16 protein-coding genes and 1 tRNA gene are annotated in these 18,882 nt (G+C 60.3%); 12 read left to right on the forward strand and 5 right to left on the reverse strand.

Going from position 1 to position 18,882, the window contains the following annotated elements; all coding sequences use genetic code 11:
- The first annotated feature begins 1 nt into the window (after position 1).
- The 3 genes from GWQ29_RS01465 to GWQ29_RS01475 all read left to right on the forward strand — a co-directional run bounded on the left by GWQ29_RS01465 (position 2) and on the right by GWQ29_RS01475 (position 4,368).
- Positions 2-2,179, forward strand: a complete 2,178-nt coding sequence (locus tag GWQ29_RS01465; protein WP_275918592.1) for a type I secretion system permease/ATPase — start codon at positions 2-4, stop codon at positions 2,177-2,179.
- 129 nt (positions 2,180-2,308) lie between these two features.
- Positions 2,309-2,983: a response regulator gene (locus GWQ29_RS01470; protein ID WP_005319361.1), complete on the forward strand. Its 675-nt coding sequence runs from the start codon at positions 2,309-2,311 to the stop codon at positions 2,981-2,983.
- Positions 2,983-4,368, forward strand: a complete 1,386-nt coding sequence (locus tag GWQ29_RS01475; protein WP_034523497.1) for an ATP-binding protein — start codon at positions 2,983-2,985, stop codon at positions 4,366-4,368. Before GWQ29_RS01470 ends, GWQ29_RS01475 begins: the two co-directional genes overlap by 1 nt.
- A gap of 370 nt (positions 4,369-4,738) precedes the next feature.
- Here GWQ29_RS01475 and glk read toward each other — a convergent pair whose 3' ends face one another.
- On the reverse strand, positions 4,739-5,707 hold the full coding sequence (gene glk, locus GWQ29_RS01480; protein WP_275918593.1) for a glucokinase: 969 nt from the start codon (positions 5,705-5,707) through the stop codon (positions 4,739-4,741).
- 349 nt (positions 5,708-6,056) lie between these two features.
- Here glk and GWQ29_RS01485 point away from each other — a divergent pair, with 349 nt between their 5' ends.
- The gene (locus tag GWQ29_RS01485; RefSeq protein ID WP_165484139.1) at positions 6,057-6,911 is read left to right on the forward strand and encodes a MurR/RpiR family transcriptional regulator; all 855 of its coding nucleotides are present in this window, start codon (positions 6,057-6,059) and stop codon (positions 6,909-6,911) included.
- A gap of 163 nt (positions 6,912-7,074) precedes the next feature.
- Positions 7,075-8,514 (forward strand): pyruvate kinase, encoded by a 1,440-nt coding sequence (pyk, locus tag GWQ29_RS01490; protein WP_017412636.1) that lies wholly within the window; start codon positions 7,075-7,077, stop codon positions 8,512-8,514.
- 60 nt (positions 8,515-8,574) lie between these two features.
- On the opposite strand, the gene GWQ29_RS01495 is transcribed toward pyk, so the two are convergent.
- From GWQ29_RS01495 to GWQ29_RS01510, 4 genes are all read right to left on the reverse strand, one after another.
- Complete coding sequence (locus GWQ29_RS01495) at positions 8,575-9,621, reverse strand: efflux RND transporter periplasmic adaptor subunit (protein ID WP_275918594.1); 1,047 nt, start codon at positions 9,619-9,621, stop codon at positions 8,575-8,577.
- Between the two features lie 15 nt (positions 9,622-9,636).
- Entirely contained in the window at positions 9,637-12,702 is a 3,066-nt protein-coding gene (locus GWQ29_RS01500) for an efflux RND transporter permease subunit (protein ID WP_275918595.1), read from the reverse strand.
- Positions 12,703-12,875: 173 nt separating this feature from the next.
- Positions 12,876-15,200: an acyl-CoA dehydrogenase gene (locus GWQ29_RS01505; protein WP_275918596.1), complete on the reverse strand. Its 2,325-nt coding sequence runs from the start codon at positions 15,198-15,200 to the stop codon at positions 12,876-12,878.
- Between the two features lie 48 nt (positions 15,201-15,248).
- Positions 15,249-15,902, reverse strand: a complete 654-nt coding sequence (locus tag GWQ29_RS01510; protein WP_021138409.1) for a TetR/AcrR family transcriptional regulator — start codon at positions 15,900-15,902, stop codon at positions 15,249-15,251.
- A 466-nt stretch (positions 15,903-16,368) separates the two neighbouring features.
- Here GWQ29_RS01510 and GWQ29_RS01515 point away from each other — a divergent pair, with 466 nt between their 5' ends.
- The 7 genes from GWQ29_RS01515 (at position 16,369) to GWQ29_RS01545 (ending at position 18,714) form a co-directional block, all read left to right on the forward strand.
- Positions 16,369-17,109, forward strand: coding sequence for a phosphatase (locus GWQ29_RS01515; RefSeq protein WP_096118130.1), 741 nt, complete (start codon positions 16,369-16,371; stop codon positions 17,107-17,109).
- Between the two features lie 87 nt (positions 17,110-17,196).
- Positions 17,197-17,272: transfer RNA gene (locus GWQ29_RS01520), tRNA-Thr, on the forward strand.
- A gap of 115 nt (positions 17,273-17,387) precedes the next feature.
- Positions 17,388-17,576: a hypothetical protein gene (locus tag GWQ29_RS01525; protein ID WP_275918597.1), complete on the forward strand. Its 189-nt coding sequence runs from the start codon at positions 17,388-17,390 to the stop codon at positions 17,574-17,576.
- Between the two features lie 35 nt (positions 17,577-17,611).
- Positions 17,612-17,737: a hypothetical protein gene (locus GWQ29_RS01530; RefSeq protein ID WP_275918598.1), complete on the forward strand. Its 126-nt coding sequence runs from the start codon at positions 17,612-17,614 to the stop codon at positions 17,735-17,737.
- 222 nt (positions 17,738-17,959) lie between these two features.
- Complete coding sequence (locus tag GWQ29_RS01535; protein ID WP_275918599.1) at positions 17,960-18,169, forward strand: hypothetical protein; 210 nt, start codon at positions 17,960-17,962, stop codon at positions 18,167-18,169.
- Entirely contained in the window at positions 18,169-18,381 is a 213-nt protein-coding gene (locus GWQ29_RS01540; protein WP_275918600.1) for a hypothetical protein, read from the forward strand. The genes GWQ29_RS01535 and GWQ29_RS01540 overlap by 1 nt, the downstream gene beginning before the upstream one ends.
- Positions 18,382-18,465: 84 nt before the next feature.
- Positions 18,466-18,714, forward strand: coding sequence for a hypothetical protein (locus GWQ29_RS01545; protein ID WP_275918601.1), 249 nt, complete (start codon positions 18,466-18,468; stop codon positions 18,712-18,714).
- Positions 18,715-18,882 lie beyond the last annotated feature (168 nt).

The raw sequence follows: 18,882 nt of genomic DNA on the forward strand, positions 1-18,882 counted from the left end.
AATGACACAGGCTTTGCCGGCCTTCGAGGCCCCCGTGAACGAGCCAGCCCCCATCGCCAATGGCGCCCTCGCCGCCCTCGCCCACGCGGCCCATCAGCTGATGATGGCCGCGGATGCCGGGCAACTGGCCCACGCCATGGGTTGCGATCTGGCGCCGGAAGATCTGACAGTGCGCGAGGCCGCCGCCCGGCTCGGCCTGCGCAGCGCCCTGTCACAGGGGCCGGGCTGCCCGCTGGCGGCGCTGCCACTGCCGGCCCTGCTCAAGCGGGAGGGGCGCTGGTACACCATCACAGCAATAGAGCCTGAGGGCTGGCAGCTGTTTGATCCGGCGACCGGCACCAGCAGCCTGCAACCGCTGCCGAACCCCACACAGGCGGCACAGTGGCACTATCTATTGCTGGCCCAGCAGGATCTCACCCCGGCCGAGGTCAAGTTCGGGCTGGGCTGGTTCAGCCCGGCGGTACTGCGCCAGCAGAAGCAGGTACGAGACGTCTTCTGCTTCGCCATCGTGCTGCAGCTCATAGCCCTTGCCAGCCCGCTACTTTTTGAAAACATCATCGACAAGGTGCTGGTAGGGCGCAGCCTCGGCAGCCTGCAGGTGCTGGCCCTGGCCATGCTGGCGCTGGCCTGCGCCGAGCCGCTCTACAGCTTTCTGCGCGGCCAGGTGTTCGGCCATCTGGCCAACCAGGTCAACGCCGAGCTGTCCGGCAAGCTCTATCGCCATCTGGTCGGCCTGCCCATCGACTATTTCAAGGCGCGCCAGACCGGCCAGATCATCGCACGGGTCAAGGAGATGGCCCAGATCCGCCAGTTCCTCACCGGTTCCACCCTGATGCTGGTGCTGGACCTGGTGTTCATCCTGCTGTTTGTCGGCGTCATGTTCCATTACGCCCCCGTGCTGACCGGCTGCGTGCTGGGTTCCTTGCTCATCTATTTTCTGCTGTGGCTGCTGATTGGCCCCCTGGTGCGCAAGCGGGTCGAGGCCGAGTATCAGGCAGATGCCGATGCTACCAGCTTCCTGACGGAGGCCGTCACCGGCATCGAAACCATCAAGACCACGGCCACAGAGCCACGCTTTTATCAGGAGTGGCAGCGTCTGCTGGCACGCCAGTTACGGCGGGGATTTCAGGCCAGAAAGGTGGGGCTTGCTGCGGGACAGGGGATAGATCTGGTGCAAAAGCTCACCGCCGCCCTGCTGCTCTGGCTCGGGGTCGGCGAGGTGTTGCACGGCCGGCTGAGTCCGGGGGAACTGGTGGCCTTCAACATGCTGGCGGGCCATGTCACCCAGCCGGTGCTGCGGCTGGCCCAGGTGTGGCAGGACTTCCAGCACACTCTGATCGCCCTGCGCCGGGTGGGGGACATACTCGATGAGGCGCCCGAGCACGGCAATGGCGGACTCGCCTCCGTCCCCGCTCTCGAGGGGGCCATCGAATTTCGCCACATCCGCTTTCGCTACCAGCCGGATGCCCCCGAGGTGCTGGCCAATCTCTCCCTCTCCATCGAGCCCGGGCAGTTCATCGGCATCACGGGCCCTTCCGGCTGTGGCAAGAGCACCCTCACCCGCTTGCTGCAACGGCTCTACGTGCCCCAGCACGGCCAGGTGCTGATCGACAACATGGATCTCGCCATCGCCGACCCCGTCTCATTGCGCCGCAACATGAGCGTGGTGCTGCAGGAGAGCATTCTGTTTTGTGGCTCGATCGTCGACAACATCCGCATCTGTCGCCCCGATGCCAGCCAGGCCGAGGTGGAGCAGGCGGCGCAGCTGGCCGGCGCACTCGGCTTTATTCGCGAGCTGCCCCAGGGCTTTGAGCAACAGGTGGGCGAGAAGGGTGCCCGCCTGTCTGGCGGACAACGCCAGCGGATCGCCCTGGCCCGCGCCCTGCTGGCCAACCCCAGGATACTGCTGCTCGACGAGGCCACCTCGGCCCTCGACTACGAATCCGAGGCTGCCATCATGGCCAACATGGCTGCCATTCGCCGTGGCCGCACCCTGATCAGCATCGCTCATCGCCTCAATACACTCCGCCATGCTGACCGCATTCTGGTAATGGATGAGGGGCAGATAGTGGAGTCCGGTAGCCATGATGAGCTGCTGGCACAACAGGGGCTCTATGCCCGATTGTGGCGTCAGCAAACCGGAGACCAGGCCGAGTCAGCCGCAATCTCGCCCAGATAGTGACTAGCAAGTCAATAAAAGTTCCCCCCGATTCAGTCCCGATACAGGCGCGCCTGCTAGGATCCGGATTGACTCGCCCTGGCATAAACCCTCTAATTGACAGCCTGGATCCCCATGATCGCGCACCTAATGAAAATATTGTTGGTCGAAGACGACAAGCTGCTCAATCACCACCTTGCTACCCTGCTGACCGAGGCCCAGAATCAGGTCCACAGCACGGACAACGCCCAGGTGGCCCTGCATTACGCCACCGATTACCCCATAGACGTAGCCATCATAGACTTGGGGCTGCCTGACATGGACGGCCTGCAACTCATCAGGCAGTTGCGCGAGCGGCAGATCCCCTTCCCCATCATAGTGTTGACCGCCCGTGGCAACTGGCAGGACAAGGTGGAAGGACTGGAGGCCGGTGCGGACGACTATCTGGTCAAGCCCTTCCAGAAGGATGAGTTGCTGGCTCGCCTCAATGCCCTGGTTCGCCGCAGCGCCGGTTTCATCTCCCCCAGGGTCAAGGCGGGTGACTATGAACTGGATCTCTCCCGCAAGGAGCTGACCATTGGCGGCGAGCCTGTGGTGCTCACCAGCTTTGAATACCTGATCCTCGAGTACCTGATGCGCAACGCCCGCCAGGTGGTCTCCAAGCAGCAACTGCTGGACCAGCTCTATGGCGATGGCGAGGGTGATCCCAACACCATAGAGGTGATGGTGAGCCGACTGCGCAAGAAGCTGGACCCGGAGGGGAACATACAGCCCATCTCCACCATCCGGCGCCAGGGTTACATCTTCAACCTCTCGTGCAACTGATGGGTCTTCGCTTGTTGTCACGCCCCATGCAGCTGCTGCAGCGCTCGCTCCACATCAAGCTGATGCTGAGCGCCATGCTGGTCATAGCGCTCATCATGGCCTTCTCCGTCTATATCCTCTATCTGGGTCACACCGAAGAGCAGGCCCAGAAGGCCAGCACCCGCATGCAGGAGAACCTCTCCAAGCTGTTCTCTTCCAAGTTGCCGGAACCCCACTCCACAACCGATCTTGGCAAGATAACGCCGGATGCCATCGACCCCAATCTGGATACCCTGATCTGCCGGGCGGATGGCCAGCTGAGCTGGTCCAGCCTGCACATGCCAGAGGTGGTCCAGGCCAGGGACACCATCTGTCAGGATCTGATGAATTACCTGGGCGGACTGGATCAGGACTACTTCTTCAAGCGCCACACCATCAAGAACGGCGAGAGCTATTTCATCTACAGCCTGCGTTTTCTGCGCAATCACGGCGATGGCCCCACCACCTACTATGTGGTGATGGTCGATTCGGCCAAGCGCTATCTGGCCCAGACCCGCAACTACCTCTACCAATGCATTCGTCAGGCACTGCTGGCTTACTCACTGCTCGGTGCCCTCTTGCTGCTCACCAGCTTCTGGAGCCTCACCTCCTTGCGCACCATGGCGCGCCAGATAGACGAGATCAGGGCGGGCAAGCGGGAGGCCCTCTCCAATGACTACGAGCGGGAGCTGACGCCACTGACCGAGTCGGTCAACCAGTTGCTGGAGAACGAACGCCAGCAAAGCCAGCGCTATCAGCACGCCTTGAACGATCTGGCCCACAGCCTGAAAACCCGGCTGGCGCTGATCCAGATAACGGCGCAGGAGGTCAAGCTGGGGCACGACATCCACGACAACATCAATGAGCAGATCCTGACTATGGATCAGATCATCCAGTACCAGCTTCGCCGCGCCGTCACCGGCCGCCAGCGCCTCGCCAGCAAGGGCACAGAGCCGGTGCCGCTCATCGAAAAGCTGCTGGCCAGCCTCGCCAAGGTCTATCGCCACAAGAAATTGCAAACCCGCTTCAAGTTCGATGACGACGTCTTCTTTGCCGGTGAACAGGGGGATCTGATGGAGCTGATGGGCAACCTGCTGGATAACGCCTTCAAGTTCGCCATCAGCGAAATCCAGGTCACTGTGAGTCGCCGCCTGGATCGGCTGCGCATAGAGATTGAGGACGATGGCCCCGGCATAGACCCGGACAGATCACAACAGATCTTCCAGCGCGGGGTGAGGGCCGACAGCTCACCCGGCCAGGGCATAGGCCTGGCGGTGGTCACCGAGATAGTACACAGCTACGGCGGCCAGATCATGGTGGATGAGTCCCCGCTGGGGGGCGCCCGCTTTACCCTGGACCTGCCTTAAGCTACTCGGCTCATGCCGTCTCACGCCAACACGCCAGCCCATTCAGCACGCCTGCCCTTTCGCAGGCGTGCTTGCTGTTGCCTTTCTCTTGATGCCCAGATAGACACCCGCAACCCTCGTCATATCGATCACATATCAGCAAGGAAGCGACACACAAAAGCAGGATGCAGATCAGAAGATAAAAAAAACCGGCCTCAAGGGCCGGTGAAACAGTTCAGGCTTGTCAGGTGACAAACGTACCCAGCGGATGAAGACAAGTTCCAACTCCCTGTGGAGCCCTGGCCTCTTGAGTACGTGCAGTCACTTTATGCCATGGTCACTGAATCAAGGCTGAACCATGACGCAGTTGGCATTCCCTCCCTGTTTCTGCTTACAACTTGATGCCGAGCGACTGGCGCAGATAGGCACCGGCGCCGAGCAGACCCGGCCCCTCGTGAGTAATGAGGAAGACGGGGATATCCTTCAGATAGGATTTGAAACGCCCCTTGTCTTCAAACGCCACCCGAAAGCCCGAGCCAATAAAGAACTCCTGAAAACGCGGTACGATGCCGCCTGCGATATAAACGCCGCCGAAGGTGCCCATGTTGAGCGCCAGGTTACCGGCAAAGCGACCCATCAGCACACAGAACATGCTCAAGGTACGGCGGCAATCCAGGCAATCCCCCGCCAGCGCCCGCTCAGTGATGTCTTTGGGGGCCAATGCCTCTGGCTCGCGCCCATCGGACTTCACCAGACCGCGATAGATGTTCACCAGACCAGGGCCGGAGAGCAGCCGCTCGGCCGAGACATGACCAAGCTCGGCGCGCATGACCTGCAGCACCGCATCCTCTTCTTCGCTGTTGGCGGAAAAATCCACGTGACCGCCTTCGCCCGGCAGGCTCAGCCATTGCTCACCCGCCTGCACCAGGTGGGCGACACCAAGGCCGGTCCCCGCCCCATAAATGGCGATGGGTTTGTCCGCCACAGGGGCCCCGCCCCCGAGCTGGATGCGATCGGCTTCTGCCAGCACGGGCACCGCCATTGAGACGGCGGTAAAGTCATTGATCACCTGCAAGCGGGTCAGGCCCAGATTGGCCTGCATCTCGCCGATGGAAAACTCCCAGCTGTGGTTGGTCATGGCGACCCAGTCGCCGTTGATGGGGCAGGCGATGGCGATGCAAGCCTGGCTCACCTGCGCAGCGTGTTCGTCCAGATAGAGGCGCACCACGGCTTCGAGGCTGGGATGAGCCAGCCCGGAATAGGTCTTGGCCCGGGAAATGGTGCCGGTCGCCAGCTCGCACAGGGCCAGCCGTGCATTGGTGCCACCGACGTCACCGACCAGCGCATGGGTATGCTGCATAACATAACTCCTTCGTTACTTGGGTCGGGGCGGCGCTTACCGTCCCGCAATTATTATTTGGCAGCAATTCTACCCGAGCCCCTCCCCCGGCGGCGTGTTTGATCAATGCAACTGTGCGCCCGCTCACAGTGTTGTTGCTTTGCAACATTTGTAAGCGTTTTCATGGAGTGGATGGAAGTTTGTAACCAAAAAGACGAAATAATTAGACATGAGTCATACTTTGCAGGGCCGAGATTAGTTTCAATAAGAGCTTGTCTTGTATAGTCATCCAGTTGATTGGAAACATGCTTAGCCGTGAATTTAGTGCAAAGACACTGAAGCTAAATTACAAAAATGCCTGGTGGTGATGATGAATACCCTTGATAAAATTACTAACAATTTGGAAAGTTTCAGTAAATCAGAGCGTAAAGTGGCCGAGGTCATTCTGGCCTCGCCACAGACGGCCATCCACTCCAGTATCGCCACCCTCGCCAAGATGGCTGACGTCAGCGAGCCGACCGTCAACCGTTTCTGCCGCCGTCTCGATACCAAAGGCTTTCCCGATTTCAAACTGCATCTGGCCCAGAGTCTGGCCAATGGCACGCCTTACGTGAATCGCCACGTGGAAGCGGAAGACGGTCCCGAGACCTATACCGCCAAGATCTTCGAATCCACCATGGCCTGTCTGGATGCCGCCAAGAACAGCCTGGATATCTCCGCCATCAATCGCTGCGTCGATATTCTGACCCAGGCCAACAAGATCAGCTTCTTTGGCCTGGGCGCCTCCTCCGCCGTGGCGCGTGACGCCCAGAACAAGTTCTTCCGCTTCAATATTCCGGTAGTGAGCTTCGATGACATCGTCATGATGCGCATGAGCTGCATCAACAGCAGCGAAGGGGATGTGGTGGTGCTGATTTCCCATACCGGCCGCACCAAGGCGCTGGTGGAGATAGCCGCGCTGGCCCGCGAGAACGATGGCACAGTGATCGGCATCACCGCCAAAGACTCGCCGCTGGCCCGTGAGTGCAATCTGGTGCTCTCCATGGATGTGCCGGAAGATACAGACGTCTACATGCCGATGGCGTCACGCATCGCCCAGCTGGCGCTGGTGGATGTACTGGCGACCGGTTTTACCCTGCGCCGTGGCATGAAATTTCGCGAAAACCTGAAGAAAGTCAAAGAAGGTTTGCGCGAATCCCGCTTTGATACTCCCCACTCCTCCTGAGGCAACGGGGGCCCCGGCCCCCGGCTGTCTATGCCACCCACCTTGGTGTAGTATTGTAACTTAGTAACAGAAGCCACCCAGATGGCTTGCAAGCGGGTGCTATGGGTCATGCGCTTGCCGGGGCAGTATCTCAAGTCATATCAACTTCAAACTGGAGTCTTTCATGCCAAGACGTACAAAGATTGTAACCACACTCGGTCCGGCGACCGATCGCGAAGGGATCCTAGAGGCGATCATTCGTGCCGGCGCCGACATGGTGCGGATGAACTTCTCCCACGGCACCGCTGAAGACCATATCTTGCGCGCCAATCAGGTGCGTGACATTGCCGCCAGGCTCGGCCGCCACGTCGCCATCATGGGTGACCTGCAAGGCCCCAAGATCCGCGTTTCCACCTTCAAGGATGGCAAGGTCTACCTGGCCATCGGTGACAAGTTCATTCTCGATGCGGCGCTCGGCAAGGGTGAAGGCTGCCAGGAACAGGTCGGCATCGACTACAAGAGCCTGCCCGACGACGTGATCGCCGGTGACATACTGCTGCTGGACGATGGCCGCGTGCAGTTGAGAGTCGAGCTGGTCGAAGGCACCCGCATCCACACCACAGTGACGGTGGCGGGCCCGCTCTCCAACAACAAGGGCATCAACAAGAAAGGCGGCGGTCTCTCCGCCCCTGCCCTGACCGAGAAAGACAAGGAAGACATCAAGACTGCCGCCCTGATGAACGTGGATTACCTGGCCGTCTCCTTCCCCCGTTGTGGCGATGACCTGCGCTATGCTCGTGAACTGGCCCGCGAAGCCGGCTCCAACGCCAAGATTGTCGCCAAGGTCGAGCGCGCCGAAACCGTCGCCACCGACGAGGCGATGGAAGACATCATCCTCGGCTCCGATGCCGTCATGGTGGCCCGTGGCGATCTGGGCGTCGAGATCGGCGATCCCGAGCTGGTCGGCGTGCAGAAGAAGCTGATCCGTCACTCCCGCCGTCTGAACCGCGTCGTCATCACGGCGACCCAGATGATGGAGTCCATGATCAACGCCCCGTTGCCGACCCGTGCCGAAGTGATGGACGTGGCCAACGCCGTGCTGGATGGCACAGACGCTGTGATGCTCTCCGCCGAGACCGCCGCCGGCCAGTTCCCCATCGAGACTGTCATGTCCATGGCCAGCGTCTGTGTGGGCGCCGAGAAGCACCCAAGTCTGAACGTTTCCAATCACCGCATGAGCTACACCTTCACCTCGGTGGAAGAGGCAGTCGCCATGTCCACCATGTATGCCGCCAACCACCTGGAAGGGGTCAAGGCAATCGTGGCGCTGACCGAATCCGGCACCACACCGCTGCTGATGTCCCGCATCAGTTCGGGCCTGCCTATCTTCGCCATGTCTCCCCACAACAAGACACTGGCCTGGACCAATCTCTACCGTGGCGTCACCCCTGTGCTGTTCGACGGCGACGAGACCAAGCCGGTCTACGAAGTGTGCCGCGACGCGCTGGATGTGCTTAAAGCCAAGGGGCTAGTCCAGAGCGGCGACATGGTGTTGCTGACCCACGGCGACAAGATGGAAACCGTGGGCAGTACCAACACCTGCAAGGTGATGATGGTCGAGTAACTTCCCCCATCAACAAAAACGGCTCCCGCGGGAGCCGTTTTTAATGGACTGGTCTGGACCTCAACCGCGAAACAGTTCGACCTTGTCACCATGGCGCAGGCTACCTGCACCACGCACCACCACCCTGTCTCCCTGCTTGAGCGCCCCGCTCACCGCCACCTGCTGACTGTCACCAAACAGCACTGTCACCGGCACCCGGTTGACCTTGAGCCCCTTGCCGCTCTGCTCCACCTGATAGACAACACTCCCCTCGGTGTTGAGCACAAGGGCATCCCGCGGCAGCAGCATGGTGTGCTGCTCACCCAGCGGCAACGCCACCCGCACCGGCGACCCTATGATGAAGCTGGCCGATTCTGGCTTGAGGCGCAGCTCGATGAGACGGGATTTGGGATCGGCACTCGCCGCCCTTTGGTAATAAATGCCATGGCCGCTGAGCTGATCACCCTCAACCCGCAATCGGGTCCGGGGCTCCAGGCGCTGAGCCCAGACGATGGGGGCCTGCAGGTGGATATCAGGCTGATCCGGGTTGACCAGCTCCAGCGCCTGCTCGCCGGCATCCACATGCTCCCCCGGCTGGATGAAGTGGTTGTTCACCACCCCATCGAACGGGGCGAAGATATGGCTACGACGCAACTGCTCCTCGATCTGGCGTACCTGCACCCTCGCCAGCCGCTCGGCAAGCTCTGCCTGCTCCACCTCGTAACCGGCCTTGTCATACTGGCTGGCTGAGGCACTCTTCTGTTGGTGCAGTCGGTCGAGACGCACAAACTCGGCCTTGGCATAACGCACATTGCTGGCCCACTTGGCCTGCTCGGCCCTAGCCTGTTCCAGCGATAGCTGCAACGCAGCGCTGTCGAGACGCAGCAGCTCGTCCCCCGCCTTGACCCGGCTGCCGAACTCGGCAATCCACTCCACCCGTCCGCTCACCTCGGCACTCAATGCCGCCTGCTGACGGCTTGCCACAGTGCCACTGACCCAGATGCTGGCCGCCGCATCCCCTTGGGTCACGTCGGCAAGGGTCACCATCTTGCCTTGTGCCAGGGCGGGAAGTACCCCCCCCACCAGCAGGGCCGCGCCCAGTACCATCCTTGTGAAAATTCGTTTCATTGATGAGCTCCTTGCTCAGGCCCGCTGCCGCAGGGCGAGCGGTGGCTGTTCAGTCTGCTCCCCCAGCCGCAGAAAGGCGGGTAACAGGATCAAGGTAAACAGGGCGCTGCAACTCATGCCGCCGACGATGACGGTGGCCAGTCCCCGGTAGATTTCGCTGCCCTCGCTCGGGCTCAGCATCAGCGGCAACATGCCAAAGATGCTGGTGAGGCTGGTCATAGCGATGGGTCGCATCCGGCTTTGCAGCGCATCGGCTACCGCACATTGGCGACTCATGCCGTCCCGCTCGGCCGAGCGGGTCTGGTGCACCAGCAAGATGGCGTTATTGACTACCAATCCCAGCAGAATGACGAAGCCGATGATGGTCAAGAGATCCATCGGCAGCGGCACCAGCAGGCCGCTCAGGTGCAGCGTCAGCACACCGCCGACAGAGGCGAGCGGCAAGGTCAGCAACACCAGAACGGCATCCTTGAGAGAGGCAAACACGCCCCACAGCAGGATCAGCAGTATGACCACGGCGAACAGGAAAATGGCACCCAGATTGTCCAGCGCCTGTTGCAGACTGTCGGCGTTGCCAGCAATCCGCAACTCCCCACCGACGGGCAGCAGCGGGCGGATGGCGGCGAAGCTCTTGCCTTGAAGGGTGTCGAGCACCTGCTCCATGCTCATCCCCTCAGGCGGGGTGATCTGCAGGCTGATGCTGCGCCGTCCATCGACCCGCAGTATGCTGGCCGGCCCCATGTCGTGTTCCACCCGCAGCAACTCATCCAGGGGGACGATCCGGCCGGACGGCGTCGCCAGCGGCACCGCCTTGAGCTCATCGGGGTTGGCGGATGTCTGCCCCATCAACATGATGTCGAGCCGCTCCTCCCCATCAAAATACTCCCCGACCCGCAGGCCGTCGCCGAAGGTCTGGATGATGGCAGGCATGGGGGTGCGATCCCAACCCACCTCGGCGAGGCGCCGGTCTTGGGGCACCAGCCGCAGCTCGGGGGCGGTGAAGTCGAGATCCGGCTCGGGCCGGACCTGGGCTCCCGGCAAATCCCGCTTCACGATGGCCATGCTCTCCCGGGCTGCCTGATAGAGCTCAGGCAAATTGCCTCCCTGCAGCAAGAGAGAAATACCGTTCTCGCTGTCAAAGCCACCGAACAAGGAGCCTTGGCCACCGAACGTCTGGGTATCGGGAATGCCCACCAGCAGTTGCTTCATCAGCAGGCTTTCCAGCTCCTTGATGCGGTTCTCATCCTTGGGCCGCACCCCAATCTGGGCACCGCCCGGGTAGCGCATTATGTAGTAGTTCTTGAGGGCCGGCTCCTTCTCCCCCTTCATGTAGGGAGCGAGCCGGGCAATCAGGGTGTCGATCACTTCTTCCCGCTGGGCCTTGAGATTAAAACCCGGGGTGAAGCTCATCCAGACATCCACCGCATCGCGTTTTACATCCGGCAGGTAATCCATCTTGGGCAGCAGGGCCCAGGTCGCCAGGGCTGGCAGACTCATCATCACGATGATGATGCTCCAGCGGCGGGGCGCAGTGCCAGTCCAGCGGATCACATGGCGGGTCGTGCGCTGCCACAGTGAGTCATAGGGATCGACCAGTCGCTCTCGCCCCATCCAGCGCGCCGCTACCGCAGGCAGTACTGTGACCGCCACCAGCATGGAGACGGTCACGGCGCAGGCGATGGTCAGCGCCAGATCGGCAAACAGTTGACCCTCTACGTCGTTGAGCAGCAGTACCGGCAAAAAGATGGCCACAGTGGTGAGGGTGGAAGCCACCAGCGCCGTCCACACCTGTCGGGTACCCTCCAGCGCCGCCTCGGCCTTGCTCAAATCACCCCGCTCATGGCGCCGGTAGATACTTTCCAGCACCACTATGGCGGCATCCAGCACCATGCCGACCGCAAAGGCGATGCCCGCCAGCGAGATGACGTTGAGGGTCCTGCCCAGTACCTTGAGCAGACAGAAAGTGAGCATGATGCTGATGGGAATGGCGAGCGCTATCATCAGGGTCGCCTTGAGCTGGCGCAGAAACAGCCAGAGGATGGCGCAGGAGAGCAGCACGCCGAGCCCCAGGTTGGCCGTCACCATGCCCACAGCCCGATTGATGTAGAGAGAGGCATCGAACGACTGCTCCATGTGCAGCCCGACCGGCTCCAGCACGTCGTGGTTGAGATCGCTCACTTTGACCTTGATCGCCTCCAGCGCCGCCAGGGCATTGGCACCGCTCTCCTTGAAGATCTGCGCCGCGATGGCGGTATTGCCATTCTGGATGCGCAGTACCGGGTTATCTTCCCGGGACAGCCTTACCTCCGCTACATCACGCAGATAGATGGGCAGACCATCGCGCCAGTCCACCACCTTGTCCCCCAAGGTATCGACGTCATAACGCCCGGCGAAGCGCAACTTGTATTCCCAACGGCCTATGTCGAGGGTGCCCGCAGACACATCCCAGCCGGTACTGGCCCGGCTGGCGAGCACGGGGATCTCCACCCCCAGCTCGGCGGCACGATAGGGGTCGAAACGTATCTGGATCTGGCGCTCGTTGATCCCCTCCACCACCACGGTCGATACCCCGGGGATCCGCTCAAGCTCAGGCTTGACCCGCGCCTCGATCAGCGCCTGATGATCGTCAATCTGCCCCTTGGCACCGGGCAGTTGCTGGATAAAAAAGAAGGTGAGGGTGTCGTTGCTGCTGTAGTTGTTGACGTAGGGGCCACCTATGTTGTCCGGCAACCCGGACACCCGGTTAAGGCGGGAGATGACGTCAAGCTGGGCCCGCTGCATGTCGGTGCCGAGGGCAAACTCCAGATCGATCTCGGTGAAGCCGGGAAAGCTGTTACTGGTGAGGTTCTTGAGTCCCTGCACCCCTTGCATCTCCTGCTCGATAGGATCGGTGATTTCCGACTCCATCTCCTGAGGGGAGGCCGAGCGCCAATCCACCGAGATATTGAGGTGCGGGCGGTCTATGTCGGGGAACAGCTGGATGGGCAGCCCCCGAATGCTGAGCAGGCCCAGCAGAAAAATCAGCACGATCGACACAGCCACCCAGATGGGGCGTTCGATCGCCGTTTTGGCGAGGTTCATTCACTCTTCCTGAGTTGTTGTTATCGGCCATTCCGCTGGCCTTGCTTCCTGCCCCAAGGGTGGGGGCCATTGCATTAAACTGGAATTAATCCAGGTTGTAAATGCATGGTTAACAAACAAAAAAACCGGCCAGATTGGCCGGTTTCTCATCAAGTTCAGTGCCAGCGACGCAGTCAGGCGGCATGCACCACAGGGTTCGGCTGAGACAGACCTTCCAGCTCGCCAGGAGCAAAGTTGTCCACCTGGATGGCTTCATAACGCAAGGCATCGGCGGCCAGCAGCTTGTCGGCCTCATCCTTGCTCAGGATGGACTGGGACAAGGCAGCATCGACCAGCTCGGGCAACGCCATCTTGCGGGGCAGCTTGCCCTCTTTCTGGGCCTGTACCAGCTTCTTCTCGTAGGGCTGCACCGCCACCATGGCCAGGAAGGCACGCTCCATCAGACCGACGGGATCCGCGTCATCCTTGCCCACGTAGCACAGTGCCGTCAGACGATCGCGGAATTCACCCGGCTTCATCATGGCCAGGCAGATGGCATGACAGCGATCATCAGCCGGCATCTGGTAGCCGACGCCGAACGGGAAGACGACCCGCTTGAGCACGACACCTACCACCTTGTTCGGGAAGTTCTGGAAGAAACCCTCGAACGCCTTGCCAATCAGGTAGAGGTTACGCTCCACCGCATACTGCACGAACGGCAGATCGGAGACCATGCGGCCCTGATCTTCGTAATGCTTGAGGGTGGCAGAAGCCAGATAGAGGTGGCTCAGCACGTCACCCAGGCGGGCGGAGATCATCTCCTTGCGCTTGAGATCGCCACCCAGCATCAGCATGGAGACGTCGGCGCACAGGGCCAGCCCTTTACTCATGCGAGCGAGCTGCTTGTAGTAACGGGCGGTCTCGCCCCCTACCGGGGAGCCATTGAACTGACCCAGGGTCAGCCCCTGGAACAGGGCCCCGAAGAAGTTACCGGCACCAAACGCGATATGTTTGAGAAGCAGGTCGTCGAACTTCTCGAGGCCACGCTCAAAATCAGGATCGGCCGCCGCCTCCATCTCGCCAAACACATAAGGGTGGCAGCGGGTAGCCCCTTGCCCGAAGATCATCAGGTTGCGGGTCAGTATGTTGGCCCCCTCCACCGTGATGGCCACCGGAATGCCCATGTAGGCATAGCCAGTGTAGTTTTTCGGACCCAGCTGAATGGCGCGACCGGCGTGGATGTCCATGGAGTCATCCATGATCTGGCGCGCCATTTCGGTCATGTGGTACTTGGAAATGGCAGTGACGATGGCCGGAGCCTGACCGAGATCCAGCGAACCTGCGGTCATGCGACGGGCCCCTTCCAGCTGATAGGTAAGACCACCGATGCGGGCCAGCGCTTCCTGCACCCCTTCAAACTTGCCGATGGACATGCCGAACTGCTTGCGCACGTAGGAGTAAGCCCCCACTGTGCGGCTCGCCATGTGACCACAGGCGGTGCCAAGAGCGGGCAGCGAGATGCCGCGACCGGCGGAGAGGCACTCCACCAGCATGCGCCAGCCACGGCCGGCGTAATCCGGACCACCGATGATCCAGTCGAGCGGAATGAACACATCCTTGCCGAAGGTCGGGCCGTTAAGGAATGCCAGCCCCATTGGATAGTGACGATCGCCAACCCGCACCCCAGGGTGACTGGTCGGGATGAGCGCGCAGGTGATGCCGAGATCTTCCTTGTCACCCAGCAGTTTTTCCGGGTCAAACAGCTTGAACGCCAACCCCAGCACGGTAGCGCGCGGCGCCAGCGTGATGTAACGCTTGTTCCAGTTCAGGCGGATGCCAAGCACTTCCTCACCCTTGTACTGACCCTTGCAGACGATCCCCTTGTCAGGGATGGCGCCAGCGTCAGAACCGGCTTCCGGGCCGGTCAGGGCAAAACAGGGTACTTCCTTGCCATTGGCCAGCCCCGGCAGCCAGAAATCTTTCTGGGCCTGGGTGCCGTAGTGCATCAGCAGCTCGCCCGGGCCGAGGGAGTTCGGCACCATGACGGTGACCGCCACGCTCAGACTCTTGGTGGCAATGCGGGTCACTATGGTGGAGTTGGCAATGGCCGAAAACTCGCGACCGCCATAGGATTTCGGGATGATCAGGGAGAAGAAGCCCTCCTTCTTCAGATAGTCCCACACCGGCTCCGGCAGATCTTTGGTTTCGTTGACGATCTTGAAGTCATCCACCATGGCGAGCAGGGTCTCGACCTGATTGTCGATAAAGGCCTGCTCTTCGGCGCTCAGTTCGGCCTTGCCGTAACCGTGCAGTTTTTTCCAGTCGGGGTTGCCGCGAAACAACTCGCCATCCCACCAGACGGAGCCGGCCTCCATGGCCTCCCGCTCGGTGGCCGACAAGGGCGGCAATATCTTCTTGAAGATGCCGAACACAGGACGGGTTACCACCTTTTTACGGATGGAGGGCACGCCGAGCACGACGGCTATCGCCAGCACCAGCAGGATAAGCAATGTGATCATACCGAAGTTCCTTCTATTTCACTGTTTCCGTTGATTTATTGTTGGTTTTTACACGGCCAGGGAGAGCCTGGTCGACTCCACGGGCGCCCCGACACCAGACGCCAGATAAGGAATTACATTGCGCACCAGCCCTTCCACATCGAGCTGCTGGCCAAAGTCGGCCAGGGCGATGTCGCGCAGGGCATCGGCGGAGGCCATGGTGAACACCACTGTGCCCAGAGTGAAATGCAGCCGCCAGAAGAGGTCTGCCGGTGACAGAGCCGGATTGGCCTTGGAAATCGCCTGAGTGATCCGCAACAAGATGGGGCCATAGTGAGCCGTAATGAAGCGGCGCAGGTGACCTTGGCTGTCGATATAGCCACGTCCCAGCAGCTGCATGAAGATGGCGGGGCCATTGGCTCGCACCGCAACCAGCTTCATCAAGGGATCGACAAAGCTTTCAAATACCTGCAGCAGGGTCAACTGCTCCTGCTCCATCAGGGTATGCAGTCGTGCATCCAGATCCGGCATAAACAAGCTCAGATAGCGATCAAGCACAGCCTGGATCAGCTCCTTTTTTGAGCCGAAGTGATAGTTGACCGAGGCGAGGTTGACATTGGCTTCACTGGTGATCAGACGCAAAGAGGTATCGGCGAATCCCCGCTCGGCAAACAAGACCTCGGCGGCATCAAGAATACGGTTTTTGGTATCGATTTTACTCACAGGACACCTCACTTAAAACGAATGTTTAAAAAGTACGTTTCACAACCATTTGTGTCAAGAGAATGTGAACATGTGTTAGTGAAATGTTTTTGCTAAAAAGGAGAAACAAGGCGGGAACTTAGCTGACAAACAGCACTCTATATCTATGCCACTGCAATTAAACATTAAGTCTCGCCCAACCTGCTCCATGCTAGTTGGGCATTTTTTTGCACTGCTGGTATTGGTGCCGATGCACGGGCAAAAAAAACCGTCGCTGGGAGCGACGGCGGGGAAAAGAGGTTGCACCATCCTGATCCAACCCATCGATGCGAGTTCAGGCTTTCATCGATTTGCCCATCATGGCGGCCAAGCGTGTTCAAACTTTGTCAGCGCCCCCGCAATTTGTGACAAAGTATGACAAGCCACAACATGGTCTCGACCCGCCACCTTTGTTATGCTGGCGCCTCACGCCAGAAGGGGAGAGAAGATGAAGTATACGGTCGATACCCACACCCATACCGTCGCCAGCACCCACGCTTACAGCACCATTCACGACTATCTGCCCATCGCTCGCGCGAGAGGGATCAAGCTGTTTGCCACCACTGATCACGGCCCCGACATGGCCGATGCACCTCACTTCTGGCACTTCGTCAATCTGCATGTGTTGCCACGGGTAGTCGACGGGGTCGGCATACTGCGCGGCATAGAAGCCAACATCAAGAACATTGATGGCGAGATCGACTTCCCCGAACGTTACGAGTCACGACTAGACATGATAATGGCAGGCTTCCACGAACCGGTGTTTCCCCCCTGCGATCAGGCAACTCATACCCAGGCCATGATCAACGCCATCAGGAGCGGTCGGGTCGACATGATAAGCCACCCTGGCAATCCCGCCTTCCCCATCGACATCCAGGCCGTGGTCAAGGCCGCCGCGCAATACAGAGTGGCGCTCGAACTCAACAACTCCTCGTTCAGCCATTCCCGTCCGGGTAGCGAGAACAACTGCCGCGCCATCGTTGAAGCTGCGCGCGACCTCGGTGCCTATCTCACCTTCGGCTCCGACTCCCACGTTGCGTTCAGCCTTGGGAATTTCGAACACTGTCACCGACTGGTGACCGAGGCACACTTCCCCGAGGACAGGATCCTGGCGCGCTCTCCCCGTGCCCTGCTCGATTTTCTCGAGAGCCGCGGCCGAGCCCATATCCCGGAGTTTGCCGATCTCTGATCGTTTGGCCGTAACACAATGAGCCAACTCATAAAAGTGAGACAGGCTCATTGACTTGAACCTGCATTTTCGGGAATCTTGCCACACGCCGGTATAGCTCAGTTGGTAGAGCAGCGCATTCGTAATGCGAAGGTCAGGAGTTCGATTCCCCTTACCGGCACCAGTTAAAACAAAAGGTTAGCTTCGCTATGAAGCTAACCTTTTGTGTTTTATGGCTCCATACCCCTCCCCATACCCCTCCTCTGCTATTTGCTACCCTCCATAACCAAGCAATCAAGGTGAATTATGCCCTGGGACTGCTGCGGGCCACCAAGGCGGGGGCGGTAGCAGACGGCGGGCCCGTGACCGTCACTGCCAGCTATAACGCCATCACCGGCACCCGCATCGCCAGCAACGTACAGCCGGAGGTGAAGGCGAAGCTGACTCTAGATGGGCGCAGCATGATCAGCGGGAGTCCATCCTGCTGACGGAGCCCCGTGCTAGCCTGGTCCCCAAGAAGTCGGTGGACTTCCTGAGCGACAAGCCCATCGAGATCGAGCTGGAAGGGGAGCTGCGTGAGAGCGCGGCCCAGACAGAGCGGCTGGGACGTTCCTTGGTGCAGGGGGGCAAGGTGCTGGCGGGTCCCTGAGGACCATCGGCAGTCTGACCGGCCGCCTGGTCGCCATGGACGGTACCTGGTTAGGTATCCAAACCTTCACCACCCAACTGATAGCCATGTTCCAGTCAGGCGACCAGGCCGAACGGCTCGATGTGCAGCTCAAGGCGGTGATGGGGGTCGATTGCCGGTGGCAAAGAGGCTTCTGCCTGGATCCAGGGCTTCGCCAAGAACACCCCGCTACAGCTCGACGAGGTGACCCAGGTCTTCGTGCGCCTGAAAGCCTTTGGCATCGACCCCATGAACGGCGCCATGCAGGACATCGTCGATCAGGTCTACAAGCTCGGCGACGGGGTCGAGGAGGTGCAGGGCATCTCGCTGGCCCTCGGCCAGGCCCAAGCAGAAGCTGCAGAGGCTCTCCTCGGCGGGCTAGCTAGCTCGGCCGCGACACCATCGCCGCCCTGATGAAGGAGATCGCCACCCAGTCGGCGGGGGCGGCGGCGGACAATATGAGCCTGCTCTCCGGGCTTATCTCCAATGCCCGGGACAACCTCGCCAAGTTTTACCGGATGGTGGCCGAGAACGGGGCACTGAACTGGCTCAAAAACCAGCTGGCCAACTTAAACGCCGAGTTTGAGGCCATGACCAGGGATGGCCGCCTGCAGGTCTGGGCGTAAGGCCTCTCTGATGGCTTTATCTCGCTTGGGGAAACCCTCAAGTCGCTGATCCAGACCCTCTATGAGTGACACTCGGCGCTGACCGTGCTGACGCAGGCTTGGTTTGGCCTGAAAATCGCGGGCTGGATAGCGGATCTGCGCGGCCTCTATGGTCAGTTTATTGCCATGCCGGTGGCCACCGCCACGGCGGCTGGCGGCATGAGCACGGCGTCGGCCGGGGCGGCCATCGGGATCAGGTTGCGGGATGCGGCGGTCAAGGGACTGGTGACCGATGAACACGCAATGGTGAAAGGCGATTTATCTTTCCTCTGGGGCAATGTGAGTATTCTTTGAAAGTGCTCGGGTCGAGGGCAATGGCAGGATTCGGCCACTGTTTCTCCGTACCGGCCGACCCGCCGCCGATACCACAGATGCAAGCATCGCCCCTGGTGATTCACAGTGTACCCATGGACAAGTGGGAAGCCAACTACTTGGAAAATGCGGAGCCGGGGACATTCCAAA

Origin of the sequence: Aeromonas sp. 2HA2, from assembly GCF_029237345.1 — a bacterium.
Classification (GTDB): domain Bacteria; phylum Pseudomonadota; class Gammaproteobacteria; order Enterobacterales; family Aeromonadaceae; genus Aeromonas; species Aeromonas salmonicida.

What these genes read in the sequence shown, in the direction of transcription:
- GWQ29_RS01465 (WP_275918592.1), top strand. Translation starts at nt 2, where the DNA reads ATGACACAGGCTTTGCCGGCCTTCGAGGCCCCCGTGAACGAGCCAGCC.
- GWQ29_RS01470 (WP_005319361.1), top strand. Translation starts at nt 2,309, where the DNA reads ATGAAAATATTGTTGGTCGAAGACGACAAGCTGCTCAATCACCACCTT.
- GWQ29_RS01475 (WP_034523497.1), top strand. Translation starts at nt 2,983, where the DNA reads ATGGGTCTTCGCTTGTTGTCACGCCCCATGCAGCTGCTGCAGCGCTCG.
- glk (WP_275918593.1), bottom strand. Translation starts at nt 5,707, where the DNA reads ATGCAGCATACCCATGCGCTGGTCGGTGACGTCGGTGGCACCAATGCA.
- GWQ29_RS01485 (WP_165484139.1), top strand. Translation starts at nt 6,057, where the DNA reads ATGAATACCCTTGATAAAATTACTAACAATTTGGAAAGTTTCAGTAAA.
- pyk (WP_017412636.1), top strand. Translation starts at nt 7,075, where the DNA reads ATGCCAAGACGTACAAAGATTGTAACCACACTCGGTCCGGCGACCGAT.
- GWQ29_RS01495 (WP_275918594.1), bottom strand. Translation starts at nt 9,621, where the DNA reads ATGAAACGAATTTTCACAAGGATGGTACTGGGCGCGGCCCTGCTGGTG.
- GWQ29_RS01500 (WP_275918595.1), bottom strand. Translation starts at nt 12,702, where the DNA reads ATGAACCTCGCCAAAACGGCGATCGAACGCCCCATCTGGGTGGCTGTG.
- GWQ29_RS01505 (WP_275918596.1), bottom strand. Translation starts at nt 15,200, where the DNA reads ATGATCACATTGCTTATCCTGCTGGTGCTGGCGATAGCCGTCGTGCTC.
- GWQ29_RS01515 (WP_096118130.1), top strand. Translation starts at nt 16,369, where the DNA reads ATGAAGTATACGGTCGATACCCACACCCATACCGTCGCCAGCACCCAC.
- GWQ29_RS01540 (WP_275918600.1), top strand. Translation starts at nt 18,169, where the DNA reads ATGAAGGAGATCGCCACCCAGTCGGCGGGGGCGGCGGCGGACAATATG.